This is a genomic window from Marinomonas sp. G8-14, assembly GCF_055808935.1.
The window spans coordinates 681,515-707,212 of record NZ_CM147891.1 but is presented as its reverse complement, the minus strand read 5'-3'; the positions used below and the strand labels follow the sequence as shown (position 1 = coordinate 707,212).

Below are 25,698 nucleotides of genomic sequence, written 5' to 3'. Positions count from 1 at the left end.
AGCGGAAAACCAGTCCGACAACATGCGTTTGTTATAAGCACGCTACGCCAATGCTCGGCGCAGACTTGCTGAAACATTATATATACGAACCATGCCACCAATAGTTTTGGATAATTTAACATGGTTATTTGACTCTAATACGTTCAATACGTGATTGATAATTAAGATAGGTTTATCAAATTTTTCTTGAATGCCCGCATTTGAATTTACGTCTTCATTGACGATAAGGCTAACGATCTTTTCCAGTGTTTCTGAATAGTCGGGGATATAGGACCTAGCGTAGTTATCTAGACCATATGTAGTTATTTTGAAATGGCATGAGTAAGTGTTTCCACCACCTCCAAGATATCGAGATACATCAAGGTATCCATTCTGTTCCAATACTTCAATGCAGTCTTTGATTTCAGCTCGACTGAATCCTAATTTTTCTCCATCCCCAAACAATGACTCTGGGTTGATCATAAGGTCATCATTTTCAATGGCGTATTCACAAGATTCTTTTAAAACCAAATTATCCGCCTTGGTTAAGCCTCCAATCTCATGATACACAGATGTCGTATGTCCAGGAGTCTTGCCCAGCGCTGGTTTATCTGTAGCGCCAAAAATTGAAGACAAGACTCGCTTAAAGTTTTGATCGTAATTTTTTAGATCAGGAATTGACTCCCAAAGAGTTGATGTTAGCGATTGAGGAACCTCACAATCATCTAATACAATTGGAATTATTTTTGTACCTTTAGATAGTTTGGCAACAATGCTTGCATTTAACTCTTCACGAACCCACGGTTTTTTTATGCTGTAATTTGAAAGCACTATAATCACTGCTTGAGCTTCTTTTAAGCCTTCTTCAAAGATCTTATCAACTAGGCTGTCACCTGGTAGCATTTCCCACTTGTCTAGCCAAGCATCTACACCATTTTCACGCAACTTTGTTGCGAAATTTGTTACGAACCTTTCTTTATCTTCACTTGCGTGACTTACAAAAACTTTGGGATGCATAAATACTCCATTTTGTGCTTATAACGCCGCCAGCAGGGGTGAAAAAACAATAGAGAAGAGGCGGTTTTTGCATCCCTCTGGCTGGCCTTGTTAGGCATTTTCTCTGTTACTTGGATGAATTCGCTCTTTAAGAATGCGGGTTAAATCATCTACAGATAATGGGCCAAAGTTCATGTTTTTTCGAATTTTTTCAAAAACTGAAAGCATTCTTCCATGCCCATCTAAAGATGGGCAATGAGAATTAAAATTTCTACCTTTGAATTCTTCAAATCGCTCTAATTCATTAACAATAAAAGATGCAATTCCCATATAGGAAGATTCATTGTTTCCATCAAACCCAGGAAACTTAGGGTCTTTTCCAAACGGTTTCGCAGCCTCTTCTAGATGTGCTTTTTCTTCTGCTGACAGCTGCTCATAACTATGCTCAATAAAGCTCCACATATCCAGTATATCAAGGACCTCTTTAACAATTTCTGGATCATCTTGATCTTCAAAAGGTATCCCAGAATATTTCCAAGGTATTGCCCATAAGTTATTACTAAAGATTGCAGACTGTATAAATTTAGGCTCAATTTCACCGTCTATTTCTAAATTTTCATACAGCTCACTTAGCATCAGGAGTATTAACTTTTCACCATCTGATATTTTCATATTACCTTCCAAATTATTTAGCTGAGACAGGACGTTCCTGACGCTCGTCAGCGAGATCTTTCACAAAGGGCATGAAGCTATTAATCTTGTAATAAATCCTCTTCCCAACTTCTTTAATGGATTCGGGGTCAGAAGCATCTGATAATGCTTCAATATCCTCATTTAACTCACTACACAGTGAGCTAGCTTTATTTTCAAAAAGTTCAGAGAAATTTGAGCTTTGCTCATTCAGAAACCTTGCATACTCCTCCACTTCCTTTGCAATACCATGAAAGTCGACGCCTTTTAGCTTTTTGATATTACATGAAGGCCCTATCTTCGATACAACGGATAAAATTCTATCTGTTTGGGCATGAACTTTTGAAACCTCAACTAAACGCCTACGATCGATCATCTCGTCTCTAACTTGTACTGCCTGAGACGCGGAATCAGCAGCCTTACCAGCTTCAATAAATGCCCATATCGCAGCCCCAATAGATGCAACCGATCCTAGTATTGACAATATACTTTCCATTTATTCCCCAGGTTGTTCTTTAGGATTGCCTAACGCCGCCAACACGCGCAGTTTTGTAGTGAAGGCGAAGCCGCAAGGAAAAAGCTGTCGCTGTGCTTGGCATTGTTAACCCTTACCACTCATTAAAATTAAGAATTGATTCAAACTGCAACAACTCAACTTTACGACCTATAACCCCTCTCCAAAAACTGAGCCTCTCTGCATTCTTCCCAGTACCATCCCACTCAACAACCCTCACACACCTTGTTTCCGAATAAGGCTGAAGAAGCTTATTCAAGTGCTTATCCAGCCCTGAATATCCAAACAATATAATTTCATCTGACTCCCCGAGGCAAAAGCCAAGATATCGCCAGTATGCAGAAAGAACTTCCGAGCTATTTATGACTGAAACTTTATGCTTTACATGAGTAAGCACGATATGGCGGCCATGCTCTTGCTGATTTACATTTAAGTAGTAACGCGATAGCTTTCTCGTGACACCATTATCATCATAGAATAAAGGGGACCCGTGCAGGTGCATATAGTAACCGAAGTTATTCCCATGACGGCGTTCCAATGCATTTTCTGAAAAACCGCTATCAAGCATCCCATCAATGAGAAATCCATTGTAGCCATTCAAAATACCGCTTTCTATAAACCTATCATAAATCAAAGAATCATAATTAAGCGTCGCAACATGTGATTTAGTTTCTCTCACGAACTCAACAAGAGGATCGGCAAAGAATTCTGGTAAAGAAACGTTTCGCCCATGAAAATAGCTGGAAACTTTATGGATATAATTCCTTGTGGCTACTGGAAAACGTCTACCTATCTCAGACAGCCAATGAATGTTGTGCTCTGGCTCGGCTATGCTTTCAAGCAGATCACAGGACGCAACCGAAAGATGCAAAACATCTAACTCATCTTCACTTCTTGGCGCGCCATCGTGTCTAATACATTTGGAAATCAGCTTTTTATCATCGTCAGTAAGTATGTGCTCTTCATCCCAGACTTCCTGCAATGCGGTACTTAAAGAAAAAGCTCGTGGATTAATTGCCATGCCTAATCCATTGCCAGTTATTATTGTCTTCCTTACCATTCCCTTCACCACATCGCATGATTGTTCAGTCTGGTTAACAATTAAGGGTTATACAGCAGCGTAGCTGCGGCTATAACCCACTGTTGAACGGCTGCGTTGTCTATATAGGGGATTTGCTTTTTTCATGGTAGGACTTCCCTGTTATATAACTCGCTAGATACCAAAATCTGTTTGGACGATGCCGCTTCAGATGGTCTTTGATCGCCGCTATGTCGATTCTTTATTTGCTCTTTTGTAGCGCGATTTAACCAAAGAGGCAAGTAATTCCCTCAGCCAGTATGACCTGATCCGCTTTATACACTGATAGCACCAAGTGCTAACGATTGCTATTTTTCATCTGACCCTAAATTCCGGAAAATAGCTAACACCTCAATAAGGCACCCAAAGAAGCGCAGCGTATTGAGATAGGATGCATTGGTTTGCTAAATACCGTAGTCGCGCTCTACCTTCGATATGCGAGTTTTGAATGATGAGTACCATTTTTCATGGCCAAGTTTTTGGGCTTGTTGATGCTCGGCATGTGCTTTCCACTGCCTGATGGACTCAAGATCAGACCAATATGACACTGTAATTCCAACATCCTCTCGTGCCGATTCTATGCCTAAAAAACCTGGTTGTTTTGAAGCTAGTTCGACCATTCGATCTGCCATTTGACCATAACCGCTATCACCTTCAGTGCGGTGAGATGTAAAAATTACCGCGTAGTATGGCGGATTAGGTGTGTTCGCGATGAGAGACATCTTTGCTCCTTTGGGTATTCAACATTATGTTCATACGCATGCGCGCTATTCTCTTTATCCATTGATACTAAGAGACTTTCTAATCAGTCACCAGTAAAAGCTCGCAGTTTTTGATTACTTATCAAACAAGGCAGTCAAAAACCCTAGTGATAAAGAATCAATTGTATATTCAAGTTGTGCACAAGGATTGAAGATAGCGATTGATGTGATGCAAGGCGAACGCAAAGAGAGAGTTAAAAAAAGCAACATTAACCTTTACTCAAATCCTGGTGGGTATTTTTCCGATACTTCTTTGATGAGTTCTTTGACTTTTTTGATGGCGAGGGTCAATTGCCCGTGCGGTGACATAGATAATGCTAGGTATCGTTTAATGCCTGGTGCAATGATACGAGAAACGGATAAGCCCAATAGATTACGCGCGGATTCACTGGCGTAAGCACCTAGCATTGCATAGCATTTATCAGAAGCGACCGCATGGGTCTGAAGTGATAATGAGTCGGCTTCCAGTACCACATTCAGTTCGATCTCGTATCGTCTTGCTAGTACGTCCAATCTATCTCTCCAGCTACTAGGACGACAAAATAACGTTAGTGGAATGCCATTTATTTCGCTGAACTCAATGGTAGGATTCGCCGTTAATGGGTCATTGGGAGGGCCAACTAAAAAGGTCGCAGTGTCACGTAAGTAAATATCGCCACCTTTATCATCGATGGAATGTCGAAACAGTAACGCCAAGTCAACACGCCCTTCTTCTAGCCAGTTTTCCAATTGATTGCCCTGCGCTTCTCTAACCTCTAGCTGTATTCCTGGGTAGCGCTCTTTGGCAAGTTTATACACTTCTCTTAGCCATGGCGCCGCCGTTGATGGCATAATTGCCAATCTCACTTTGCCAATAGGAATGCCCGAGGTGTTTCGGATGCTGTTTTCAAGCTGTTCCGTATGCTGTAACCAGTTCCTGACCTCGGGTTCTATGCGTTTTCCCAAGTCAGTGAGTTCGACCCCTCTGCCCGTTCGTATAAATAGCTGACAATTAAACGCCTCTTCAATTGTCTTCATTTGGCGACTCACTTGCGGCTGGCTAATACCATGAAGCGACGCCACTTTACTCAAGCTCCCCAGTTCACAAACGTCGACAAAGGTTTTCCATACTTCGTAATTCATGCCCTACAACCCATACGTTTTATACATATCAGAAATACTACTTTCACAGTATTCACATAGCAAAACAAATTCTATCCTAATTTACGTGCTCTTAACCCAAACAGAGCCACACAAAACCAACAACATAATAATTAAAGGTAAATCTAATGAATAAAATTGATATAGACCTTCGTGGACTGAACCCTGCTCCTGTCACTCCTTTTAATCGCGATGGCACTGTCGACTTCAAGGCAATTCAAAAACTTGGTTCATGGCTGAAAAGTGTTGATGGCGTGAAAAGCCTTACTGTTTTGGGGCATGCTGGTGAAGGCACATTCCTATCTGAAAAAGAACAAATGAAAGTGATCGAAGCATTTGTTGAATCGGTTAACGATGAAATCCCTATCATCGCGGGCATCACCAGAGAAGGCACAGAAGTCGCGGCGGCAGAATGTCGCAATGCGGTGGAAGCAGGTGCAAAAGCCGGTTTATTGTACCCTTCACACGGCTGGCTACGATTTGGTTATCAAAAAGGCGCGCCACAAGACAAATACAGAGCCTGCTATGAAGACAGTGGTTTACCGCTAATCCTATTCCAATATCCAGACGCGACAAAATGTACTTACGATCTAGAAACACAGCTTGAAATTTCCGCTCAACCTGGTGTTTTTGCGATGAAAAACGGTGTCCGTAATATGAAAAGATGGGACACTGAAATCCCAGTGATTCGTGCAGAACGACCAGACCTGCAGATTCTAAGCTGCCATGACGAATATCTATTGCACACTATGTTTGATGTCGATGGTCTTTTGGTTGGTTACGGTAACGTGGCACCAGAATTATTGGTTAAACTGATCGAAGCGGGTAAAGCCAAAGATTACCCTACGGCTAGAGCCATTCACGATCAACTTTTGCCAGTCACTAAAAACGTCTATCACCGTGGATCTCACATGGAAGGTACTGTGGCACTAAAACACGCCTTGGTTGCTCGAGGCATTTTGGAGCACGCAACGGTACGTTCTCCGCTTTTACCTCTTGCCGAAGGAGCAGACGTTGAAATTGCGGACGCATTACGCTCTGCAGGTATAATTTAATAGAAAAATTATATTGCCTTAAATACACTGAAATACATTTTCATAAGGGCGGTCACGGCTGCCCTTAATTAAGGAGAACAAGATAATGAAAATAATTAATAAGTTTTCTCTGCTTGCTTCAGCTCTTATTTTTACAAGTGTACTTTCGCTACCTACCCAAGCTGAAGAATTAAAACTAGGCGCAATGCCTGTTGGATCAGGTTGGTATGTTGGCGCTGCGGCCATCCAAAGGATGGTGCAAGAAAAAGATTCCAAATTAAATATTGAGATCATTGCCCGCGGCGGCGGTGTGGCCAATCCCATGGTGGTTGAATCTGGCAAGGCAGATATTGCGTTATCAAACGTGGCCACTTCTCGCTGGGCTTCTGAAGGTATGTTGCTGTACCAAGGAAATTCAGCGACACATATTCGTTCTTTAGTAGGCGGCCTCAATCCTGTTTATATCGGCGCCATCGTTCGCAAAGAATATATGCAAGAAAATGGTTTCAAGTCTTTGGATGATATTTTGAAATCAGACCGTCCAGTAAACATTATGATGAAACCTGCTGGCTCTAATATTCCTCCCGTTGTGGAAGCCATTCTCGCTGCCTATGGCTTAGATAGAGATAAGATTAAATCCCAAGGTGGCAGTATCCTCCAAGTGGATTCCTCACAAATGTCCGGGTTAATCAGAGATAAACGGGTAGATCTTTATTTTGATACCATTTTACAAGGACACCCGTCTATTACTGAAATCAGCTTAACTGGTGACATTGAGTTCTTAGACATGTCAGAAAGAGCGTTGGACGTCATGGCCTCGCTAGGTCTACAAAAAGGCAGCTACGGAAAATGGTTTGATGCACAAACTGACAGTAATATTGGCGGAGATTTTGGTACGCACTTAATCGTCAGTTCGAAAATGAGTGATGATACCGCCTACTCAATCACCAAAATTGTCATTGAAAATATGGACCAGCTCAGCAATGACTTTAAAGCTTGGAAGGCATTTAAGCTTGAAGATGCGGCTAAGCCGGAAAAAAATGGTATTCGTTTGCACCCAGGCGCCATTCGTTATTACAAAGAAATTGGCCTGTTAAAATAATGTCGTGCTAAGCCTCAACAATAAATATAAAAATCAGGTGTAAAACATGCAAAAATTTGTTCGTAGATACATGCTCGACCCTTGTGCTTGGTTAGCACTTGGGTTGTTGGCTTACCAATACTGGATTTTATTTAATCCAGATCTTCCCTTAGTTGAGCGCGCAACGCATTTAGTACTGACTTTAGCGATCGCTTTTCTTTCCACACCCTTTTTAAAAACCAAACCATCATCAACCTTAAACAAAGCCATTTCGGTGCTTATGTTTGCCTTGGTCGTTGTGGTTGGTTGTTACTACTACTTCGAAAGTGAAAGGCTTTCTAGCCGAATTGAAAATGTCTCCCCCATTGAAACTTATGACATTGTCATTTGTACCATCTTGATCGGCTTACTTTTAGAAGCCGTTCGAAGAACCGTTGGCTATGTTCTGTTAATTGTCATTATTACGTTTTTGCTCTATGGCGTGTTTGGCTATTTGCTACCAGGACAAATGAGCTTTAGCAATATTTCGTGGACAGAATGGAGCGAGATTTTTGGCATGACAACCAGTGGCATCTTGGGTGTCACCACCGCAACCTCTACCAACTTTATTTTTTACTTCATCGTCTTTGGCGTGGTTTACAGTTCAGTTGGTGGTGGACGGCTCTTTATAGAGCCTCGCCATTAAGCTGGTTGGAAAATCCAAGGGAGGCGGTGCCAAAGTGGCCATTATTGGCTCTAGCTTGATGGGGACCATTTCTGGCAGTGCGGTCGCCAATGTGACAGCAACAGGCGTATTTACCATCCCATTAATGAAGCGAACAGGCATAACACCAGAAAAAGCAGCGGCTTATGAGGCCATTGCTTCCACAGGAGGTCAACTCATGCCGCCCATCATGGGGATCGCGGCCTTCGTGATGGCAGAAATGCTTGCCACCTCTTATACCAATATCGCATTAGCGGGCATTTTCCCAGCACTTGCCTTCTACTTTTCCTTGTTTGTCTTTGCGGGAATCCATGCCAACAAAACCAATACCGGTACGCTTAATGATGAAGATATCAATGAAATTAAATCCATCTTCCCCAGATTAAACATGCTACTGCCACCTGTGGTACTGGTTATTGGCTTAGTCATGGGATATTCCGCACAAATTTCTGTTGTGTGGGCCACGATAACCTGTTTCATCGCGCCATTTTTAAGCAAGGACACACGCTACGACCTAAAAAACATCCCACAAATGGTACTGGACTCTGGTATTCAAGCGGCAAAAATCGCTTGTCCCATTATGGCAATAGGGTTAGTTGTCTCAGTCGCGATACAATCTAACCTAGCACTGAAATTTGCCTCAGGACTCATTGATATGGGAGGCGGTTCTTACACGGTTTCTTTAATCATGATAGTGCTTGGCTGCATCATCATGGGAATGGGACTTCCTACTGTTGCGGCGTACATTATTGGCGCAGTATTGTATGTTCCAGCCCTTAAAGAGCTTGGTGTTAGTGAGCTGCAAGCGCATTTCTTTGTTATGTATTTTTGCGTCCTTTCGATGGTAACACCGCCGGTATCATTGGCGTCTTTTGCCGCGGCCGGCGTTGCTAATACAGATGCCATGAGAACCAGTGTAGAAGCCTTTAAAATCTGTGCTGTGGCCTTCCTCATTCCATTTGCCTTCCTTGCTGACGAGGCGCTCCTGTTTATAGGAAGTTATGTAGATATTTTATTGGCTGGCGTTGGATTGATATTTTCAACCGTCATCTGGGCAATTGGTGTCATAGGGTTTGCAAAAAGAAGAATGAACAAACTGGAACGCATCATAATGATGGCATGTGGATTCTTCGCAATGATTTCTCAAACAGCAAGTGTTATCTGGCTTATAGCCATTGGAACCAGCCTTGTTTATTTGGCTTATCACTGGTTAACAAAAAATAAGGAGCCCGCATTAACTCATTCGTTAAATCACACTAAATAAAGGGTATATTCAAATAACCTAAAAAAGCCCTTTCGGATTGAAAGGGCTTTTTTTGGATTAGTGTCAGATGAAAATAAAGTTTAATTTACATCTGGCACTAATTGTTATTGGCTGGAATTTAGGGTCAGATGAAAAAACACTATTTTCATCTGAGCTTAAATTCCATTAGTCGCACGACTTATAATTACCAAGTGTATTTTATAGGATTCGAAGCACCTTTTTTTCGGTACTCATCTGGAACTCGCTTACCAACATATTGCTGTTGTATATTTATTGGCGCTTCGCCACCTTTAAAGCCATAACGTCCTTCAACACTTTCCCTGCCTGAGAAATTGTCTGAATTTGCTTCGAGCCACTCTTCTGCAATAAAAGCACCTACAATCAAGCCTTGTACTGTAGCCAGTACAACCTCTGCCTGACTCGCTTTCTTTTGACTCAAGCGCCAAGCATAGCGAGTTGCTTCATAAAGGGAACTGTCCAATGCAGTACGGTTAACACTTATAAGTAGAACCTTGTGCTCAAACTTAGCTGTTTCTGCAGAATAGCGCTTTATAATCTCAGATGAGTGCATCGCACCAAAATCACTGTTTCCATGCCCATCCATGATATTAGTGATTCCAGGATAGGCGTCAATTAGTGCGGCTTCAACCTCAAAGGCTGAGCTTTCGGATAAACCATGTCGATGAATAACATGGGCAACATCAAAACCTGCGAGATGAATAGATCGGATTCTAGTCATTTTCTCCGATAACGAATCATCTTCTATATCACCTCGCACGTGAGCAAAGACACGATTACCTTTTCCCTTACCAATATAAAAAGTTTCTCCATTTCTAGGATCAATCAATCGATAGACATAGTATTGGAGTTTTTCAGCCACTTCTGGGGGAAATGAATCCATTTTTGAGTCTGTCATAAACATCCTTATTCTTTAATAACGTGAAAGCACACTCAACCTGAAAGGATGAAGTAGCCAAATGATTAATTGAAACTCACATTAAACTATTCAAGAAAATCAGTACAGAAAAAAGGTACAGCCGTTTTTAATAAGCCATAAATTAACGAAAAAAGCGCCTTGTAAGCGTTACGTTTATCCAAAAAAACCTTTAAAACACTGGCTCATAAAATAGATTATGGGGTGGTAAAATAACTATTTACATTAAAGAAAGCTTCGCTTTCGCGGCACATTACGCTCCGCTTACGATGCCCTACGGGTGGGTTGGGATGCGAAGTTGTTTGCTTATGTTTCATTTTCTGTCAATTCAAGCTGCCGCTCACTTCGCCAGACGCGTATGAGCACAATCTCTTTAGCTTGTCTGAGGTAGACAACCCGAAATGGCGCGTTTATCAGTTCGCGAATATGATCCATGTTGAATTCAGGAACAATTCGGCCTGCATCGGGGTGAATTTGAAGCATGCCGCAACGCTTCAAGATAGCAGTTACGAAGTCCTCACCGATATGTGGCACACCCTCCTCTCTGTAATACACCTGAATAGCCTGTAAATCTTCAAGAGCAGACTGTGCAATGCGTATTTCCATTTACTTGATACCCAAGGTTTTCTTGGCGTCCTCCAAGGAGACAGTGTTGCCTTCGCGAACATCCATAAGTCCCTTTGCTACCGCTTTTACAAACTGCAGTTCCTCCGCGTTTTTCTCATAATCTTCTAGCCCCTGAACAACCGCTACGCCACGGCCACGACTGGTAAGCAAAATTGGGCGATGCGTTTCCTGCGTTCGACCAACTACCTTTCCAGGGTTGATTTTAAGGTCTGATAGAGGAATGACATCCTCGGAAAATTTAATCTGCATAGTGGCTACCTAGTGGGCAATTAAGTGCTATTAGTAGCACCCGTTAACAGGTGCGGTCAAGGAGCATAATGCTCGCGGAAGTCGGGTCAAAGCCCTTTTCCATAAAGGCTTGTTGTTTCTGATAGTACGTTGGAGGAAAAGGGGACTCGACACTTTGGGTTATTGAAGCACTTTGATACAGATTTTATATTTTGCCATCAATTTTTAATTCACTCAGAAAGTCTTCATAAGACATTTCTGGCTCATCTGAACGCTCTGATATGGCTATAAGGTCTTCTTGATCTTCTCTCATCAGCAAGCGTACCGCTTCATCAATTAGTTCTGAAATAGAGACATCCGATGATGCCGCTCGCATTTTTAGCGCTTTGAGGGTATCTGGTTCAAAATAAACGGTTGAACGCTTTGATAAATTACTCATGTTATGCCTCGACGATTCCTTTGTAGCCTTTACATTGTAGCGTTATAACGTAAAAGCACCAAAGTAATAACCCCTCCCTCGCCCTCCCCTTGGAAGACATAAGGGGAGGGAAAAATTACGTTGTCGGGCTAACGCCGCGACTTACAAAAAAGTTAAATCAACAACTTACAAGGTTGATGTGGAGCAAGGCCAACGCCAAGAACGAGATCAAAAGACTTTAACCACCGCTAAACAAGCTAGAATTGAAAAATGACATTCCTACGAGGTAGGCGGTACTTTTCTTTAAAAATACAGCGAGGAAGGAATGTCATTTGTTTCAATTCAACCCCAAAAGCTCATTTTAATCTGCTAACTAAACCACTGAGCTTTCTTTCACGTCACTTAAAGCGTTGTTGATTTCTTTCCAAGTCAGTCCGCTGCGCTTTTTCGTTTCTGTTTTGGTTTGGGTGATTTGGATAATCTGCCCTGCGATGGAGATGGCGATTTCGAAGGGCTTTTTGCCTGTAATTTCGTTTAGTCCTACTGGGCAATGTACTGAGTCGATTTCGGCTTGGCTGAAGGAGGCGCTGACGAGGCGTTTTTTGAAGCGTAGGGCTTTGGTTTTCGAGCCGATTAGGCCGATGAATCGGCAGTCTTTTCGATCCAATAATGCTTCCACTAGCTGATAGTCCAAGGCGTGGTCGTGGGTCATGACTAAGGCGATTTCGTTATGGCTCATGTGGTCGATGTGTTCCAACATGGATTCATACAAAAACGGTGTGACGTTGCTCGGAAGACCTTTAATATTGTGGTCTTGAGCTAGGTTCTCACGGCTGTCGACCCATGAGATTTTCGCCTGCATGTTGCCCAATACATTGACCAAGGTGGTCGCTACGTGTCCCATACCAAAGATGGTAATTTTGTCGGCGGGTTCTGGAAAATATTCCAACAATACGCTGACCGCGCCGCCGCAACATTGGTTGGTTTTGGCGGCGAGGGGAAAGTGTTCCAGCAGATGAGAAGGCGAAGACGCATCTTGCAACATGGCGCGGGCTTTTTGGCAGACAGCGTATTCCAGCTGTCCGCCGCCGATGGTGTCGAAGCTGTGTTCCTCGGTAATGATCATCTTGCTGGAGGATTCCCGCGGCGCAGAACCTTGGGTGCCGATCACGGTGGCGATCACCCAAGCCTGCCCTGCTTTTTCTACTTCCTGTAAAGCATGAACCCAACTCATGGAAGACATCATAGGCTGGCTTCCTTAGCCGCTTGCATGGCGTAAAATACCGCTTCTGGTGTCGCTGGCACGGCCAATGGTGGCGAGAATTTATGGTCAGCGACCGAAGCACAGGCGTCTTTTAACGCGCACCAAACGGAAATCCCCAGCATCAATGGCGGTTCACCCACGGCTTTAGAGCGATAGACGGATTCTTCGCTGTTGGCACGATCAAAGAGTTTGACGGTGAATTTTTCTGGAATGTCCGCCGAGGTTGGGATTTTATAATTCGCTGGGCTGTTGGTGGTGATACGGCCTTTATCATCCCAGCTGAGTTCTTCTGAGGTGAGCCAGCCCATGCCTTGCACAAACGCGCCTTCGATTTGTCCGATGTCGATGTCCGCGTTAATTGAATCCCCCACGTCGTGAAGGATATCCACTTGAGTGACTTTGTATTCGCCGGTAAAGGTATCGACGATCACTTCTGCCACTGCGGCGCCATTGGCGTAATACAAGAAGGGTCGACCTTTGGCGGCTTTGCGGTCGTAACCAATTTTTGGCGTTTTATAAAAACCGGTAGACGATAAAGACACGCGGTTCATGTAGGCCAGTTTGATAAATTCAGGGAAGCTCATGGTCTCGCTGCCTAAAATGACTTGATCGTCTTCAATAGCGAAGGCATCGGCGGCGATACCAAAATGCTCCATGGCGAATTCTTGCAAGCGACCTTTAATCGTCATCGCTGCATCCAATGCTGCCATGCCGTTCAAATCCGTGCCTGCTGATGCCGCAGTGGGCGAGGCGTTGGGGACTTTGTCGGTACGAGTCGAGCCGACGTTAACGCGCTGGTAATCTATACCAAAGGCTTTGGCAACAATTTGCGCTACCTTGGTATAAAGCCCCTGCCCCATTTCTGTTCCGCCGTGGCTCACATGCACGCTGCCATCGGTGTAAACATGCAGCAAGGCGCCGCCTTGGTTTAGGTGTTTCGAGGTAAAGGATATACCGAATTTTACGGGTGTCAGCGCCAGTCCCTTTTTCAAGAAAGGGTTTTGCTTGTTAAAGGCATTAATCGCTTGGCGACGCGCACGGTAATCCGAGCTGGCTTCCAATTCTTCCATCAGCGTCAGCAACACATCGTCGTCAACTTTTTGCCCATACGGCGTGGTGTCTTTACCGGCTTGATAACAATTCAGTTTGCGAATATCTAAGGCATCTTTGCCTACCGCACAGGCGATTTCTTCGATGACGTTTTCCGCCAACAAAACGCCTTTAGGTCCACCAAAACCTCGGAAAGCAGTATTAGACACCGTATGCGTTTTGCCGCGATAACCACTGATGCGAGCATTCGGTAAAAAGTAAGCATTGTCGGCATGAAACATCGCGCGGTCGACCACGCCGTCGGACAGGTCTGCCGTACAGCCACATTTGCCGACCATGTCGTATTCTGCCGCGAGGATTTCCCCTTCATCGGAAAAGCCCACTTGGTAGCTGTTCCAAAAATCATGACGTTTGCCCGTTTGTACCATGTCATCTTGGCGTGGCATACGGTATTTCACCGGACAACCATTACGCACAGCCAATACGGCAGCGGTACAGCCAAGTACAGCGGCTTGCGATTCTTTACCGCCAAAGCCGCCGCCCATACGACGCACTTCAACAAGCACCTGCGCAACAGGCAAACCCAAAACTCGAGCCACCAGCTTTTGCACTTCGGCAGGATGCTGGGAAGACGCAAATACCTGCACTCCGCCGTCTTCATTGGGAACGGCCACACTGATTTGCCCTTCTAGGTAAAAATGTTCTTGGCCTTTGATATACAAATCCGACTTAATCCGACGCGGCGCCGCTGCCATGGCTTCCGTGGCATTACCACATTGAATGGTATGGGTGGGTAGCACAAACTCTTGGCGCTCTAATGATTGACGAGGATGCAAGGTTGCTTCTCGCGGTTGATAGACAATCTCGGCTAACCGTACGGCTTGTTTCGCCGCGCGCAAACTGGTGGCAGCCACGGCAAAAATCGGTTGCCCAATGTAATGCACGAAATTACCCGCCAACATTAAATCCCCGCTTAATACGGGGGAAACGTCTGGATCACCAGGAATGTCTGCTTGCACAATCACATCCACCACGCCGGGATAGGCACGGACTTTATCCAAATTGATCGACACAATATCCGCGTGCGCTTCCGTCGATAAGCCCGTCGCCACATGCAATTCATTTGGCCATTCCGGCATATCGTCAATGTAAATCGCTTGGCCTGTTACGTGTTTAATCGCCGATTCATGGATCGGCAAAAGGCCTTTTTGAGAAGAGATAGCAAAATCTTGTGGCAGTTTACGCATGAGTGCTTGCCTCCAAACCTGTCGATAAAATTGAGTCACTGACAGCATGGCCTGAGAAAGTCACCACGTCGGTACCATTCAGCTCTAACCATGCCTTGCGAATCAGGTTGCATGCCATGTCTAAACGATATGCCGCGCTGGCTCGCATATCGCTCATGGGGGTTAATTCACTGCGCAATGCTTCGATGGCCTGGTTTAACGCGTGCTCGTCATTAATGCGTTTGCCTGTCAATGCGGCTTCGGCTTTGCGTCCTCGAATCGGCGTCGCTGCCATGCCGCCAAACGCCAAACGCACATCGCTTAATTCGCCATTATCGACTGCAAAACGAACCGCCAACATAACACTGGAAATATCGTCTTCCATGCGTTTCGAGACTTTATAAAAACGATGGAATTGCGCGAGCTTATCGAGGGATACATCAAACGAGGCGATCATTTCATCGCTTGCTAATTGAGTTTTCTTATAACCTAGGTAAAAGTCCGAAATGTTCACAGCTCTGGTGCTGCCGTCATTTTTCAATAATTGGATGTCGGCATCAAACGCCAGCAATAGCGGAGGTAAATCGGCAATCGGTGAGGCGTTCGCCACGTTGCCGCCAATGGTGCCACGGTTACGAATTTGTCGAGAGGCTATGCGACTTAACAAAGCGTTCATCTGTGGATACTGCGTCTTACTGAACGCTTCCAGCTCGCTGTAAGTGACGGATGCGCCGATGGTCAAGGTGGTTTCTGCAACGTGTAGCTGTTTCAGCTCGGCCACGCAAGATACATCGATCAAGGTGTCAAAATCACGATAGCGTTGCGTGTTTTCTAGCATCAAGTCTGTTCCACCCGCAATCAAGGTCGCTGCTGGATTCGCTTTTAATGCCTGAGCAAGTTGTTCTAAATCTGTCGGCTGTAAGTAATTACGACTGTTTTTGAGGCTCTTTTTGCAGGCTTGCTAACTGAGTTTTGACTTGATTATTTTGGCTCATTAGCTCAGTGAAGGGTTCCACTGAGCTTGCCATGTCACTCATAGACAAGCCCGCATCGATGATCGGACGATAGCCTGTGCAACGGCATAGATTCCCAGAAATTGCGTCGCACACCGCTTCGCGGTCGATTGATTGCTCGGCGCGCTGCGCGTTTTCATAAAGCCCCGCCAATGACAACACAAAACCCGGTGTACAAAAGCCGCATTGAGAGCCGTGATGCGTCACCATGGCTTGCTGAGCTGGGTGCAATTCACCAGCTTTTGATAAATACTCCACCGAAACAATGTGTTTACCCGCCAAGGATTGAATCGGCGTAATGCACGAATTGAGTGTCGAGTACCTAAGTTCGCCGTCTTCCAACGCACCAACAAGTAGCGTACATGCACCACAATCGCCAGATCCACAGCCTTCTTTTGTCCCCGTTAAGCCACGCTTTTCTCTTAAGTAGCGCAACGCTGTAAAGTCGCTAGGGAGCGTGTTATCGTCGATGAGGCTCATCGTTTAGTATAAATTGCAAAGCGCTCTCCTTAATTAAAATAGTCTCTATGATGGTGGTTATAATAATAGTCGAAATGCAAAAACCTGACCAATCGTACAAAGTTTAATTAAAAACTAATCTCCTCCCCCGAACAATCAATTTTGCAACGCTAAACACACTATATCCAACCGAAACATACATTGAATGCTCAAAAAAGGTTTACCAACCTAGAAAAAATTGCAAATGAGTTTTATTATCATTAAGTGAATTTAAGCAAGTAACCCAAGGTGGACATGATGAATAAACTTAATATTAGGGAACAATTTGCTCTGCTATCAGAAGAGTGGGCACCAAAAGTCATTGCCAAGCCAAATGGACAATCCATCAGAATTCTCAAAGGCAGCGGTGAACTTGGCTGGCATCAACATGAGAATGACGAAAAAGTCATCATTGTCTTCAAAGGCCAACTCACATTAAAACTCAAATCTTCCCACGACATCATCCTTAATGAGGGCGATATGTATGTGATGCCAAAAGGTGTCGATCATTGCCCAGTCGCACAGCCCGACACACACTTCATGATGATAGAGCCAACTTAGTCTGCACTCCAAGGTGAGCATCAAAGATAAAGCCAGAGCGATAAAGATATAGCACTGTTAAAAATTTAGGTCTAAAATAAGACTTAAATTTAGTACTTAATTGAGGTTCCTATGAGACAAGTCTTAGCCAATTACACAGCCAGTATTTCTGAATTAAAGAAAAACCCAACGGCTTTACTTAACGAATCTGGTGGCTCTGCTATCGCCATTTTAAACCACAATAAGCCAGCGGCTTACCTCGTCCCTGCTGAGGCCTATGAGCTTTTAATGGAGATGGCCGATGATATTGAACTAGCAAAACTGGTTGAAGCTCGCCGTACTGATTTATCCAAAGCCATCGAAGTGAGTTTAGATGACTTATAAATTAAAATTTCTTCCTGCTGCTCTAAAAGAATGGCGCAAATTAGCACCACAAATTCAAACACAATTTAAAAAGAAGCTAGCGGAGCGACTAGAAAACCCGCATGTCCCTGCCTCAAAGCTACGCGGTTATGATTCTGTCTATAAAATAAAACTAAGAACCTCAGGCTACCGCCTAGCTTATGAAGTCATAGACGATGAAGTCGTCGTTTATGTGCTGGCAATTGGCAAACGAGACAACGACGCGGTTTATAAAAAACTCGCCTCTCGAGTGAGTTGATATCGCACCGTTTTGTTTCACCTCCTCGATAAAAAACCTCATAGGTTTTTCTACACCCCGCTATAAATGTCTGTTTATTCCAATGAATTCAATGAGTTAAATAAACGGCTATGATTCTATAAAAATATGGAACGATTGTTGCTACATACAAACCATATGAAACAAGTGGGTCTTTAACCCCTATTAATTGTATGGAGTAAAGCTATGAGTAAGGCAAAGAAAACAGCAATCCGTTTAACGCTTCTAGCCAGTCTTGTCTCCAGTGTTTCTGCCATGGCGGCAGATCAGGTGACATTTCAATTAGATTGGTTACCAGGTGGCGACAAAGCACCTGTCTATGTGGGAATTCAACAAGGTTTCTTTGCGGACGAAGACTTAGAGGTCAAGATCGCCAGCGGTCGCGGTTCCACCGATGCGCTAACCAAAATGGCAACAGGTCAGTCAGACATTGGTAGCTCTGATATTGGAGCGTTAATGGCAGCCAAAGCCCTTGATAAAGTACCTGTTGTAGCGGTTTACCCATACTTCACTCAAGCACCACACGCCTTTTTCGTACTTAAAAGCAGTGGCATCACCTCCATTAAAGATCTGAAAGGCAAAAAAGTCGCCACCTCTCCTTTCACTTCATCCAATGCTTTTTTACCCTTAGTCTTGAAGCAAAATGGCTTAAGCGAAACGGACATTCAATTAGTGAAATCCGATCCGGGTGCGCTCGCGCCAATGATGATAACAGGCAGCACCGATGCCATTATTGCTTGGGTTACTAATACCGCGCTTTATGACGCACAAGCAAAAGGCGCAGGCAAAGAGCTGATCGAAATGCCGTGGTCGAATTCAGGCTTGTCTCTTTATAGTTCGTCTGTTTTGGCTTCTGAGAAATTCTTAACTGAACGTCCAGATGTCGCCAAACGCTTTATCAAAGCCTTTGCCAAATCCATCGAGTTTACTTACGCCAATCCAGACCAAGCCGGTATCGATCTGCACAAAATGGTGCCAGAAGTGGACGCCAGTATTGTTTCTGCACAAATTAAGAGCATTTATAACCTGGTCTACAACGATGTGACGACACAAGACGGCTTTGGTAATTTTACCGATGAACGCATTCAAAAAACCTGGGAGTACGTGGCAGAAGCCAATGGCCTATCAAAAGACGCCCTCGACCCTGCAACAGCAGTAAACAACACTTTTAAGCCGGAGTAACGGCATGGATAACCAAACACCAATAAACGACAACGGCAAAGCGGCTTATGTCAGCATGAAAGGCGTGGGGCATAAATATGACCCACGCCCAGAAACGCCCATGGTAGTGCAAGATATTAACTTGGACATTCATCGCCACGAGTTTGTGGCGGTGGTAGGGCCGTCTGGCTGTGGCAAATCCACCTTATTACGCATGGTGGCGGGATTACTTATTCCGTCTCATGGTCAGGTATCCGTGTTCAATTTGCCCGTGACCGAGCCACGTGATGACGTGGGTATTGTTTTCCAAAAAGCCAATTTATTGCCTTGGTTAACCGTACGCAAAAACGTGCTGTTTCCGCTTAAACACAAATATGGCCGCTATTCTGCCAGCGATGAAAAACGCGCCAATGAACTATTAGAAATGGCCGGATTGACTCAGTTTGCTGACAAGATGCCAGACGAACTCTCTGGCGGCATGCAGCAACGTGTCGGCATTGTCCGCGCACTGTTGCTCAATCCAGACATTCTATTGATGGATGAACCCTTCTCGGCGCTCGATGCCTTGACGCGAGAGCAAATCGGTTTTGACCTGCTCGATATCTGGAAAGAGCATCCAAAAACCGTGCTGTTTATCACCCATTCCATTAGTGAAGCGGTGTTACTGTCTGATCGCATTTTGGTCATGAGCAAACGTCCTGGCACGGTGTTGGATCTGATCGAGGTGGATTTACCACGACCTCGTTCATCTAAAACCATTAACTCGCCACGCTTTGCCGAGCTAACTGACAAAATTAGAGGCTATATTTATGAACCCAACGTACCAGCCTAACTCTTGGCTTGCCCAACAAGCGAATCGCTTTGCACCAGCTTTATTCTTTATCGGCCTCGTGCTGCTTTGGGAACTTATCTGTCGCGTTGGCGGTGTACCCAACTATATTTTGCCATCGCCCTCGGCTATTTTTATGGCCTTTTTCGATGTAGAGTTTTCCCGCTGGTTGACACACCTTTGGGCAACATTACGTGTGGCTTTGATGGGCTTTGCCTTGTCAATCATCATTGCCATCCCACTGTCGATTGGCATGATGCGCTCACAATTGATGAACCGTGTGCTCTATCCTGCGTTGATTGTCATTCAATCTACCCCAGTCGTCGCCGTGGCGCCTTTGATCATCGTATTGCTTGGCACCGATGACCCATCTCGTGTACTCATCACCTGCCTAATCACCTTCTTCCCTTTGGTGGTTTCCACCACAACGGGCATGCTGGAAACGCCACCCGAAATGATTGAGCTGAGCCAGTCCTTGCGAGGCTCCGCGTTATCGTGAAACCTGGCAGATTCGCATTCCGTATGCGATCCCGCACATTTTCAGTGGCCTTCGTGTCTCTATCACCTTGGCGATTATCGGGGCTGTGGTGGCCGAGTTCGTCGCGGCGGAAGAAGGCTTGGGCTATTTCATTCAATTTTCCACGTCATTCTTTAAAATTCCACAGGCGTTTGCTGGGCTGATCTTTTTGTCGATTATCAGTTTGTTACTGTTTAAATCGATCCAGTGGATTCAGGCTTGGTTTTTTCCGTGGAGCCTTCCTAAGAAGAAATAACTTACGATTATTGCGCTCTTAAATACTGCGTTAAAAATGAACTCAAAATGCTCATTTATAGCCAATAGACTCCGCTTTTTCGTTCATTTTTGCCTTGTCTTTAATTCGCTCATGACATCGTAAAAACCTCAACTATAGAGACAGATATGACATTAAATACTAAAGACACAGACTTTTTACGCCAAAGCTTTGCCCTTGCGGATGAAGCCAAACAACAAGGCATTCACCCGTTTGCAGCGATCTTGGTCGACGATGAAGACAATGTGTTGATGAGCCAAGTAAACGGCTACCTGCCCGACTTCGATATGACAGGCCATGCGGAGCGTAAGTTAATGACCCGCGCCAGCAAAGCCTATCGCCCTGACTTTTTGGCAAAGTGCACTATGTACGTTTCCGCCGAGCCTTGCGCCATGTGTGCCGGTGCCGCCTATTGGGCGGGATTAGGACGCCTTGTGTATGGGTTAAGTGAACACAGCTTGAAACAGATCACTGGCAACCATCCAGAAAACCCAACCTTGGCCTTACCTTGTCGTACTGTGTTTGAATCGGGGCAACGAGAAGTGGAAGTCATTGGACCTTGCCTTGAAGAAGAGGCAGCAAAATTGCATGAAGGTGTTTGGTAAGCAATAGAACAATATTACCGTAATACAGAAGTAATCGGAGTAGAAGCAGTCAAGCGCCTCAAAACGCTGGGTCATTGCTCCATTTTCCATTAGGAGGAGACCATAATGACTCATTCATACGTACTTGAAGAACTGCAACGTGAAACCACGTTTGGTGGCGCAGGCGAAGACACCAACGATCGCGAAATTCGTATCATCGACATGAGCGACTTTGACAATCGTCGCACAGAAATCACCGAGCAACTCTGGCTCGCAGCCACTGAAATCGGCTTTTTTCAATTAAGTAACCACGGCATTGATCCACAAGAAATAAAAGCCGCATTCAGCGAATCCGAACGTTTCTTTAACCTTCCAGAAAGCATTAAAAGCCAATACCCAAGACCCAAAGGTGTCAACGCTGGCTGGGAAAGCCGTAGCCAAATTCGCCCTTCCACTGGCACCAAAGATCAAAAAGAATCCTATCAAATCACCCAATACCACATGGATAACTTGTGGCCGACTGAAAAAGAGTTGCCACACTTTCAAGCCAATGCACTGCGCTTTGAAAAACAATGTTGGGAAGTGGGCATGAAGGTGTTGTCTTGCTTTGCGGACAAACTAGGCTTTGATCGAGATTTCTTTACGAAAGCCCATGACCCACGCCTGTCGGATTACCAAAGCACGTTACGTTTGTTGCACTATTACGCCACCGAAGGGGTCACAGAACAGGGCAGTATTTGGCGAGCTGGCGCCCATACGGATTTCGATTGTTTGACCTTATTGTTCCAACACGAAGGCCACGGCGGCTTACAAGTTTGCCCAGGCGCCGAAGCAGAAACCCAACGCTGGACCAGCATTCCTCCCTATGGCGATGTCATCACTTGTAATATTGGCGATATGCTCATGCGCTGGAGCGACGATCAGCTTAAATCCAATCTGCACAGAGTCCGCTTGCCACGAATCGACGAATACTGCGGCAGCCGACATTCCATCGCCTTTTTCTGCCAAGCCAATAAATCACAGATCATCCAAGGTCCAGCGAAACGCTACCAACCTATCAGCGCAGCGGATTTTCTGACTCAACGTATTCAGGCTAACTTTGTCGATAAGTAAGTAGAAAATAAAAAACCATCATAGACACCCTATGATGGTTTTATTAAGACTCGATTCAAAATATCAAATGACAATATCTTCTTGGCTGTTAAATTGTATTAAGGCATTTTCAAACAAAGAAAGGCCTTGTTCAAAATCCACTCTTGAGTTAAATCCTCCTAAAGACACTCTAAAACAATTTATTGAAGGTAAAGATGCCGTAGGGCAACGAAATAAATCCGCGGTTCTAACTTTGATATTCTTCGATGCTAGGAAGTTGTTAAACTGATTCACATTAATATGGTTTGGTAATTCCAACCACGCATTCAAACCACCACTCCGAGAACGAAAACCAAATTTCTCAGCAAGGGCTTGGAAAGCGCCTTGTCTGTAACGCATTTCTTCTTCTAAAAGGGATTGATTGTGTTTGAAATTTTCACTGTTTAAGAAGCGTGTTGCCAACTCAAAGTTCAGCGTCGATACCATCCAGCATTGGCTGTGTATACTCAAGTTAAAAGCTTGTTGCCATTGTTTAGGTACCAAGCAGTAAGCGATTCTTAAACCACCTGCCACGTATTTAGACAAGCTAGAAAGGTAAAATATTCGATCTGGTGCTTGCTGTTGTAAGGGTACATTCCAGTGTTCTGGCAAGCAGTAATTCACATCATCTTCAATGATATAAAAATCATATTTCTCACTCAGTTCTATGATGGCGCTTAGTTGCTGTTGTGAATATTTAATATTGGTCGGATTTTGAATATTGGGGGTTATATACAAAACCTTAGGACTAAATTTCTGACAGTATTCTTCCAGAACCTCTAAGTCCAAGCCTTGTGCCGTCAATGGCACACTTAAGGGGTTTATTCGGCTCGCTTGTGCTGCTCGAAATAATCCAGGGTACGCTAATTCTTCATGAAGAATATAATCATTTTCTTTGGTGAGAATTTGCAGGCAGGTATACATTCCTTGCTGAGCACCTTGAGTGAAAGCAATATCATTGGCATCGATCTTAATCTTTTTAACAGCCAGCCAATCGGTAAAAAATTGCTTGTGCTTTTGTATACCTTGCGGCGAATAGGTCATCACCTGCTCTATTGCAAGAAGATCTTGAGCCAGTTCATTTAGCGCATTTTTGATCAACATTTGCTGACCCAACATGGGCTGCATACTGGATGCAAAATCGTATTCTTTGATAGCAGAATCATTAGTAGCAATGAAGGAACTTGGAAGGTTCACATACGTACCAGCGCCCAGCTTCGCATTCACTAGACCCTTTTTTTCAAGCAAGTCATAGGCTCTTGTTACTGTGCCATGGGTAATTTCTAGCTTATCCGCCAAAAGTCTTTGAGCTGGCAATTTTTGTCGATCGGGTAACTCGCCAGACTGAATCGCTTGCTCAATAAGCAGGGCCAATGCTTTGTACTTTGGATGCGCCAAACAAGCTTTATCGAATGTGTCTTTACTAATTTCTATAATTATATTCATAACAATAAATAAATTGCCCACAATTGTATTGTATGTAAATCTATATAGGTACATTAAACCAATAATTGTATTAATACAATTATTGGCTGAATTTTTCTAAGAAGGAAAGGAAATGATAAATAGCGCCCTATTGGAGCTCGCTCCCGCTCTGATGCTTTTTTGCCTAATAAGCACCATAACACCTGGACCCAACAACATCCTGCTGGCTAACTCAGGTGCCAATTTTGGCATTAGAAGAACCTTGCCTCACGTGATTGGCATTCGTTTTGGCATGACAATACTGCATATAATGATTTTATTTGGCTTGGGTGAAATGTTTAAGCATTGGCCTTACCTTCATAAGGTATTCACCTTTATTGCAGCAAGTTACATTGTTTATATGTCTATAAAAATCGCTTGTTCAAAAATGCCTTCAGACAAAAAGAGCCTTCAACCAATGGGCATTTTACAAGCCGCATCATTTCAGGCAATTAACCCTAAGTCTTGGGCCAGCTTAATGACAGCAAGCTCTGTATTCACATTGACTGGGGAGCTTTATTGGTCATCGGCTTTGCTATGCATCATGATGTTTAATATCGCTACGCTACCTGGGACATTCATGTGGATTACCATAGGCAAGCTCGTATCTAAGAGGCTTCAAGAACCTAAATTCCACCGTTACTTTAGTGTATCAATGGGATTATTACTGCTTGCGACCTTACCTATGATATTTATCTAAAGATCGGCCAATCTAAACCCCGCGATCTTATGCACTTCGCTCATGGCTCGGTCAAACTCGGTTTGCCAGTCATTGGGCGTTCTGGCTTCAAACCCGGCGAGTATTTGCGCCTTGGTAGCGCCTTTCACGGCCATGATGAAAGGAAAGCCAAACTTCTCTCGATAAGTATCGTTCAGCTGTAAGAAGTGCGCCAGTTCTTCCTCTGAACATTGGTCTAAGCCTGCTCCTGCTTGTTCAGAAGAGGATTCTTGCGTCAACTCACCCGCCAGTGCGGCCTTACCTGCCAAATCAGGGTGAGCGCGTAACAAGATCAATTTTTGCTCATCGCTACTGTGTTCTACGATATTGGCCATGGCTGTTTGTATTTTATCGATACTGTCAAAATACTCACTGGGATGCGCGGCTTTTTGACGCCACAGTTCTTCTGCCACCCAAGCAGAGTGCTCATAAATACGGCTGAATAACGCGATAAAATCCGCTTCATTTAAATGACTAAAAGTCGTTAACGGGTCGTGCATAAAAAGACTCCAAATTCCAACAATTCGACAAAAGTTGCACTAACAAACAAAATCTCTTCACCACAGAAACACATGGCACAAATATTGAAGCCTATGAAACAATATTTTCAGGCACTTTTCACTTACTACTGTACTGCTTGCAAAAAACAGGCAAGATAAAGCCATCATTAAAAAAAACCGTTAAGGAAAAACAATGGGATACTTAACCACGCATATTTTAGATACCACAAAAGGCATCGCGGCAGCCGGTGTCAAAATACACCTTTATAAACATACTGCAGACGGTCAACGACAATGGATTCACAGCACGCTGTCCAATAACGATGGACGCTGTGATCAGCCCTTACTGCAAGCCGACGACTTCTCTGTGGGTGTATATGAGCTGGAATTTGCCATAGATGAGTATTTTAACGCCTGCAACCTTCGTAGCGACGGCGAGACCACAACCCCTAACTTTTTGAATACCGTGGTGATTCGTTTTGGCATCAGTGATGAAAACGCCCACTACCATATTCCATTGCTTGTTTCGCCTTATTCCTATAGCACTTATCGCGGCAGCTAGTTCTCGATAACGTAGCAATCACAAACGGCTGAACGAGCCAGAATAGCGCAGCCTTTAAAAGAATCGCACCAAGATACATCACTTTCTGTCTCATCGGTCAAAGAAGAAAATTGACCACCTTCTTCTTTGACTCGACTCTCATAATAATCAATCGCCCTAAAACAATGGTTTCATAAAATAAAACTTAGACTCATTTGTTTCATGGCATATTTATTGCCAATTACTTCTTTAATCAAAGATT

31 protein-coding genes and 1 pseudogene are annotated in these 25,698 nt (G+C 44.2%); 15 read left to right on the top strand and 17 right to left on the bottom strand.

Annotation, left to right across the window (positions count from 1 at the left end; genetic code table 11):
* Positions 1 to 42 precede the first annotated feature (42 nt).
* From AC0L6V_RS03470 to AC0L6V_RS03445, 6 genes are all read right to left on the bottom strand, one after another.
* Entirely contained in the window at positions 43 to 996 is a 954-nt protein-coding gene (locus tag AC0L6V_RS03470) for a toll/interleukin-1 receptor domain-containing protein (protein ID WP_265217441.1), read from the bottom strand.
* Positions 997 to 1,086: 90 nt separating this feature from the next.
* Entirely contained in the window at positions 1,087 to 1,647 is a 561-nt protein-coding gene (locus AC0L6V_RS03465) for a YfbU family protein (protein WP_265217439.1), read from the bottom strand.
* A gap of 13 nt (positions 1,648 to 1,660) precedes the next feature.
* On the bottom strand, positions 1,661 to 2,161 hold the full coding sequence (locus AC0L6V_RS03460) for a hypothetical protein (protein ID WP_265217438.1): 501 nt from the start codon (positions 2,159 to 2,161) through the stop codon (positions 1,661 to 1,663).
* Positions 2,162 to 2,273: 112 nt separating this feature from the next.
* Positions 2,274 to 3,200, bottom strand: a complete 927-nt coding sequence (locus AC0L6V_RS03455) for a hypothetical protein (protein ID WP_265217437.1) — start codon at positions 3,198 to 3,200, stop codon at positions 2,274 to 2,276.
* Positions 3,201 to 3,661: 461 nt separating this feature from the next.
* Positions 3,662 to 3,979, bottom strand: coding sequence for an antibiotic biosynthesis monooxygenase family protein (locus AC0L6V_RS03450; protein ID WP_265217436.1), 318 nt, complete (start codon positions 3,977 to 3,979; stop codon positions 3,662 to 3,664).
* Positions 3,980 to 4,234: 255 nt separating this feature from the next.
* Positions 4,235 to 5,140, bottom strand: coding sequence for a LysR family transcriptional regulator (locus AC0L6V_RS03445; protein WP_265217435.1), 906 nt, complete (start codon positions 5,138 to 5,140; stop codon positions 4,235 to 4,237).
* 146 nt (positions 5,141 to 5,286) lie between these two features.
* Here AC0L6V_RS03445 and AC0L6V_RS03440 point away from each other — a divergent pair, with 146 nt between their 5' ends.
* The 4 genes from AC0L6V_RS03440 to AC0L6V_RS03425 all read left to right on the top strand — a co-directional run bounded on the left by AC0L6V_RS03440 (position 5,287) and on the right by AC0L6V_RS03425 (position 9,240).
* Positions 5,287 to 6,213: a dihydrodipicolinate synthase family protein gene (locus AC0L6V_RS03440; protein WP_265217433.1), complete on the top strand. Its 927-nt coding sequence runs from the start codon at positions 5,287 to 5,289 to the stop codon at positions 6,211 to 6,213.
* An 85-nt stretch (positions 6,214 to 6,298) separates the two neighbouring features.
* Positions 6,299 to 7,294 carry a TAXI family TRAP transporter solute-binding subunit gene (locus AC0L6V_RS03435; RefSeq protein WP_265217431.1) on the top strand — a complete coding sequence of 332 codons (996 nt, stop codon included), beginning with the start codon at positions 6,299 to 6,301 and terminating at the stop codon, positions 7,292 to 7,294.
* A 46-nt stretch (positions 7,295 to 7,340) separates the two neighbouring features.
* Positions 7,341 to 7,958, top strand: coding sequence for a hypothetical protein (locus tag AC0L6V_RS03430; RefSeq protein ID WP_265217429.1), 618 nt, complete (start codon positions 7,341 to 7,343; stop codon positions 7,956 to 7,958).
* Positions 7,959 to 7,992: 34 nt separating this feature from the next.
* Positions 7,993 to 9,240 (top strand): TRAP transporter permease, encoded by a 1,248-nt coding sequence (locus AC0L6V_RS03425; protein ID WP_418138772.1) that lies wholly within the window; start codon positions 7,993 to 7,995, stop codon positions 9,238 to 9,240.
* Positions 9,241 to 9,424: 184 nt separating this feature from the next.
* On the opposite strand, the gene AC0L6V_RS03420 is transcribed toward AC0L6V_RS03425, so the two are convergent.
* From AC0L6V_RS03420 to AC0L6V_RS03380, 9 genes and pseudogenes are all read right to left on the bottom strand, one after another.
* Positions 9,425 to 10,156 carry an LEM-3-like GIY-YIG domain-containing protein gene (locus AC0L6V_RS03420; protein WP_265217425.1) on the bottom strand — a complete coding sequence of 244 codons (732 nt, stop codon included), beginning with the start codon at positions 10,154 to 10,156 and terminating at the stop codon, positions 9,425 to 9,427.
* A gap of 324 nt (positions 10,157 to 10,480) precedes the next feature.
* Positions 10,481 to 10,780 (bottom strand): type II toxin-antitoxin system RelE/ParE family toxin, encoded by a 300-nt coding sequence (locus tag AC0L6V_RS03415; protein WP_265217424.1) that lies wholly within the window; start codon positions 10,778 to 10,780, stop codon positions 10,481 to 10,483.
* A complete protein-coding gene (locus AC0L6V_RS03410; RefSeq protein WP_265217423.1) occupies positions 10,781 to 11,050 on the bottom strand; it encodes a type II toxin-antitoxin system Phd/YefM family antitoxin in 270 nt (89 codons plus the stop codon). It abuts the gene before it with no gap.
* A gap of 184 nt (positions 11,051 to 11,234) precedes the next feature.
* Entirely contained in the window at positions 11,235 to 11,468 is a 234-nt protein-coding gene (locus tag AC0L6V_RS03405) for a ribbon-helix-helix domain-containing protein (RefSeq protein WP_100185614.1), read from the bottom strand.
* 352 nt (positions 11,469 to 11,820) lie between these two features.
* Positions 11,821 to 12,693, bottom strand: coding sequence for a xanthine dehydrogenase accessory protein XdhC (gene xdhC, locus AC0L6V_RS03400; RefSeq protein ID WP_265217422.1), 873 nt, complete (start codon positions 12,691 to 12,693; stop codon positions 11,821 to 11,823).
* Complete coding sequence (gene xdhB / locus AC0L6V_RS03395; protein WP_409419372.1) at positions 12,690 to 15,008, bottom strand: xanthine dehydrogenase molybdopterin binding subunit; 2,319 nt, start codon at positions 15,006 to 15,008, stop codon at positions 12,690 to 12,692. Before xdhB ends, xdhC begins: the two co-directional genes overlap by 4 nt.
* On the bottom strand, positions 15,001 to 15,348 hold the full coding sequence (locus tag AC0L6V_RS03390) for a hypothetical protein (protein ID WP_418139067.1): 348 nt from the start codon (positions 15,346 to 15,348) through the stop codon (positions 15,001 to 15,003). Before AC0L6V_RS03390 ends, xdhB begins: the two co-directional genes overlap by 8 nt.
* A 141-nt stretch (positions 15,349 to 15,489) precedes the next feature.
* A pseudogene (locus AC0L6V_RS03385) lies at positions 15,490 to 15,855 on the bottom strand (FAD binding domain-containing protein); the annotation flags it as partial.
* Positions 15,856 to 15,913: 58 nt separating this feature from the next.
* Complete coding sequence (locus AC0L6V_RS03380; protein WP_265217419.1) at positions 15,914 to 16,480, bottom strand: 2Fe-2S iron-sulfur cluster-binding protein; 567 nt, start codon at positions 16,478 to 16,480, stop codon at positions 15,914 to 15,916.
* Between the two features lie 276 nt (positions 16,481 to 16,756).
* Between AC0L6V_RS03380 and AC0L6V_RS03375 the strand changes: the two genes are divergently transcribed.
* From AC0L6V_RS03375 to AC0L6V_RS03335, 9 genes are all read left to right on the top strand, one after another.
* Positions 16,757 to 17,059, top strand: a complete 303-nt coding sequence (locus tag AC0L6V_RS03375; protein WP_265217417.1) for a cupin domain-containing protein — start codon at positions 16,757 to 16,759, stop codon at positions 17,057 to 17,059.
* A gap of 111 nt (positions 17,060 to 17,170) precedes the next feature.
* A complete protein-coding gene (locus AC0L6V_RS03370) occupies positions 17,171 to 17,422 on the top strand; it encodes a type II toxin-antitoxin system Phd/YefM family antitoxin (RefSeq protein WP_219703656.1) in 252 nt (83 codons plus the stop codon).
* Complete coding sequence (locus AC0L6V_RS03365; protein ID WP_265217415.1) at positions 17,412 to 17,699, top strand: type II toxin-antitoxin system RelE family toxin; 288 nt, start codon at positions 17,412 to 17,414, stop codon at positions 17,697 to 17,699. Before AC0L6V_RS03370 ends, AC0L6V_RS03365 begins: the two co-directional genes overlap by 11 nt.
* 204 nt (positions 17,700 to 17,903) lie before the next feature.
* Positions 17,904 to 18,899, top strand: a complete 996-nt coding sequence (locus AC0L6V_RS03360; protein ID WP_265217414.1) for an ABC transporter substrate-binding protein — start codon at positions 17,904 to 17,906, stop codon at positions 18,897 to 18,899.
* Between the two features lie 4 nt (positions 18,900 to 18,903).
* Positions 18,904 to 19,710 (top strand): ABC transporter ATP-binding protein, encoded by an 807-nt coding sequence (locus tag AC0L6V_RS03355; protein ID WP_265217412.1) that lies wholly within the window; start codon positions 18,904 to 18,906, stop codon positions 19,708 to 19,710.
* Positions 19,688 to 20,206: an ABC transporter permease gene (locus AC0L6V_RS03350; RefSeq protein WP_418138771.1), complete on the top strand. Its 519-nt coding sequence runs from the start codon at positions 19,688 to 19,690 to the stop codon at positions 20,204 to 20,206. The genes AC0L6V_RS03355 and AC0L6V_RS03350 overlap by 23 nt, the downstream gene beginning before the upstream one ends.
* A gap of 10 nt (positions 20,207 to 20,216) precedes the next feature.
* On the top strand, positions 20,217 to 20,480 hold the full coding sequence (locus tag AC0L6V_RS03345) for an ABC transporter permease (RefSeq protein WP_418139066.1): 264 nt from the start codon (positions 20,217 to 20,219) through the stop codon (positions 20,478 to 20,480).
* A gap of 146 nt (positions 20,481 to 20,626) precedes the next feature.
* Positions 20,627 to 21,103 (top strand): nucleoside deaminase, encoded by a 477-nt coding sequence (locus AC0L6V_RS03340; protein ID WP_265217409.1) that lies wholly within the window; start codon positions 20,627 to 20,629, stop codon positions 21,101 to 21,103.
* A 105-nt stretch (positions 21,104 to 21,208) separates the two neighbouring features.
* A complete protein-coding gene (locus AC0L6V_RS03335) occupies positions 21,209 to 22,195 on the top strand; it encodes an isopenicillin N synthase family dioxygenase (RefSeq protein ID WP_265217408.1) in 987 nt (328 codons plus the stop codon).
* Positions 22,196 to 22,258: 63 nt separating this feature from the next.
* On the opposite strand, the gene AC0L6V_RS03330 is transcribed toward AC0L6V_RS03335, so the two are convergent.
* Positions 22,259 to 23,659: an aminotransferase-like domain-containing protein gene (locus AC0L6V_RS03330; RefSeq protein ID WP_265217407.1), complete on the bottom strand. Its 1,401-nt coding sequence runs from the start codon at positions 23,657 to 23,659 to the stop codon at positions 22,259 to 22,261.
* Between the two features lie 112 nt (positions 23,660 to 23,771).
* Here AC0L6V_RS03330 and AC0L6V_RS03325 point away from each other — a divergent pair, with 112 nt between their 5' ends.
* On the top strand, positions 23,772 to 24,377 hold the full coding sequence (locus AC0L6V_RS03325) for a LysE family translocator (protein ID WP_409419370.1): 606 nt from the start codon (positions 23,772 to 23,774) through the stop codon (positions 24,375 to 24,377).
* On the opposite strand, the gene uraD is transcribed toward AC0L6V_RS03325, so the two are convergent.
* On the bottom strand, positions 24,374 to 24,895 hold the full coding sequence (gene uraD / locus AC0L6V_RS03320) for a 2-oxo-4-hydroxy-4-carboxy-5-ureidoimidazoline decarboxylase (RefSeq protein WP_265217404.1): 522 nt from the start codon (positions 24,893 to 24,895) through the stop codon (positions 24,374 to 24,376). The two genes, AC0L6V_RS03325 and uraD, sit on opposite strands and share 4 nt — an antisense overlap.
* A 193-nt stretch (positions 24,896 to 25,088) precedes the next feature.
* Between uraD and uraH the strand changes: the two genes are divergently transcribed.
* Positions 25,089 to 25,457, top strand: coding sequence for a hydroxyisourate hydrolase (gene uraH, locus AC0L6V_RS03315; RefSeq protein WP_265217403.1), 369 nt, complete (start codon positions 25,089 to 25,091; stop codon positions 25,455 to 25,457).
* Positions 25,458 to 25,698: the final 241 nt, after the last annotated feature.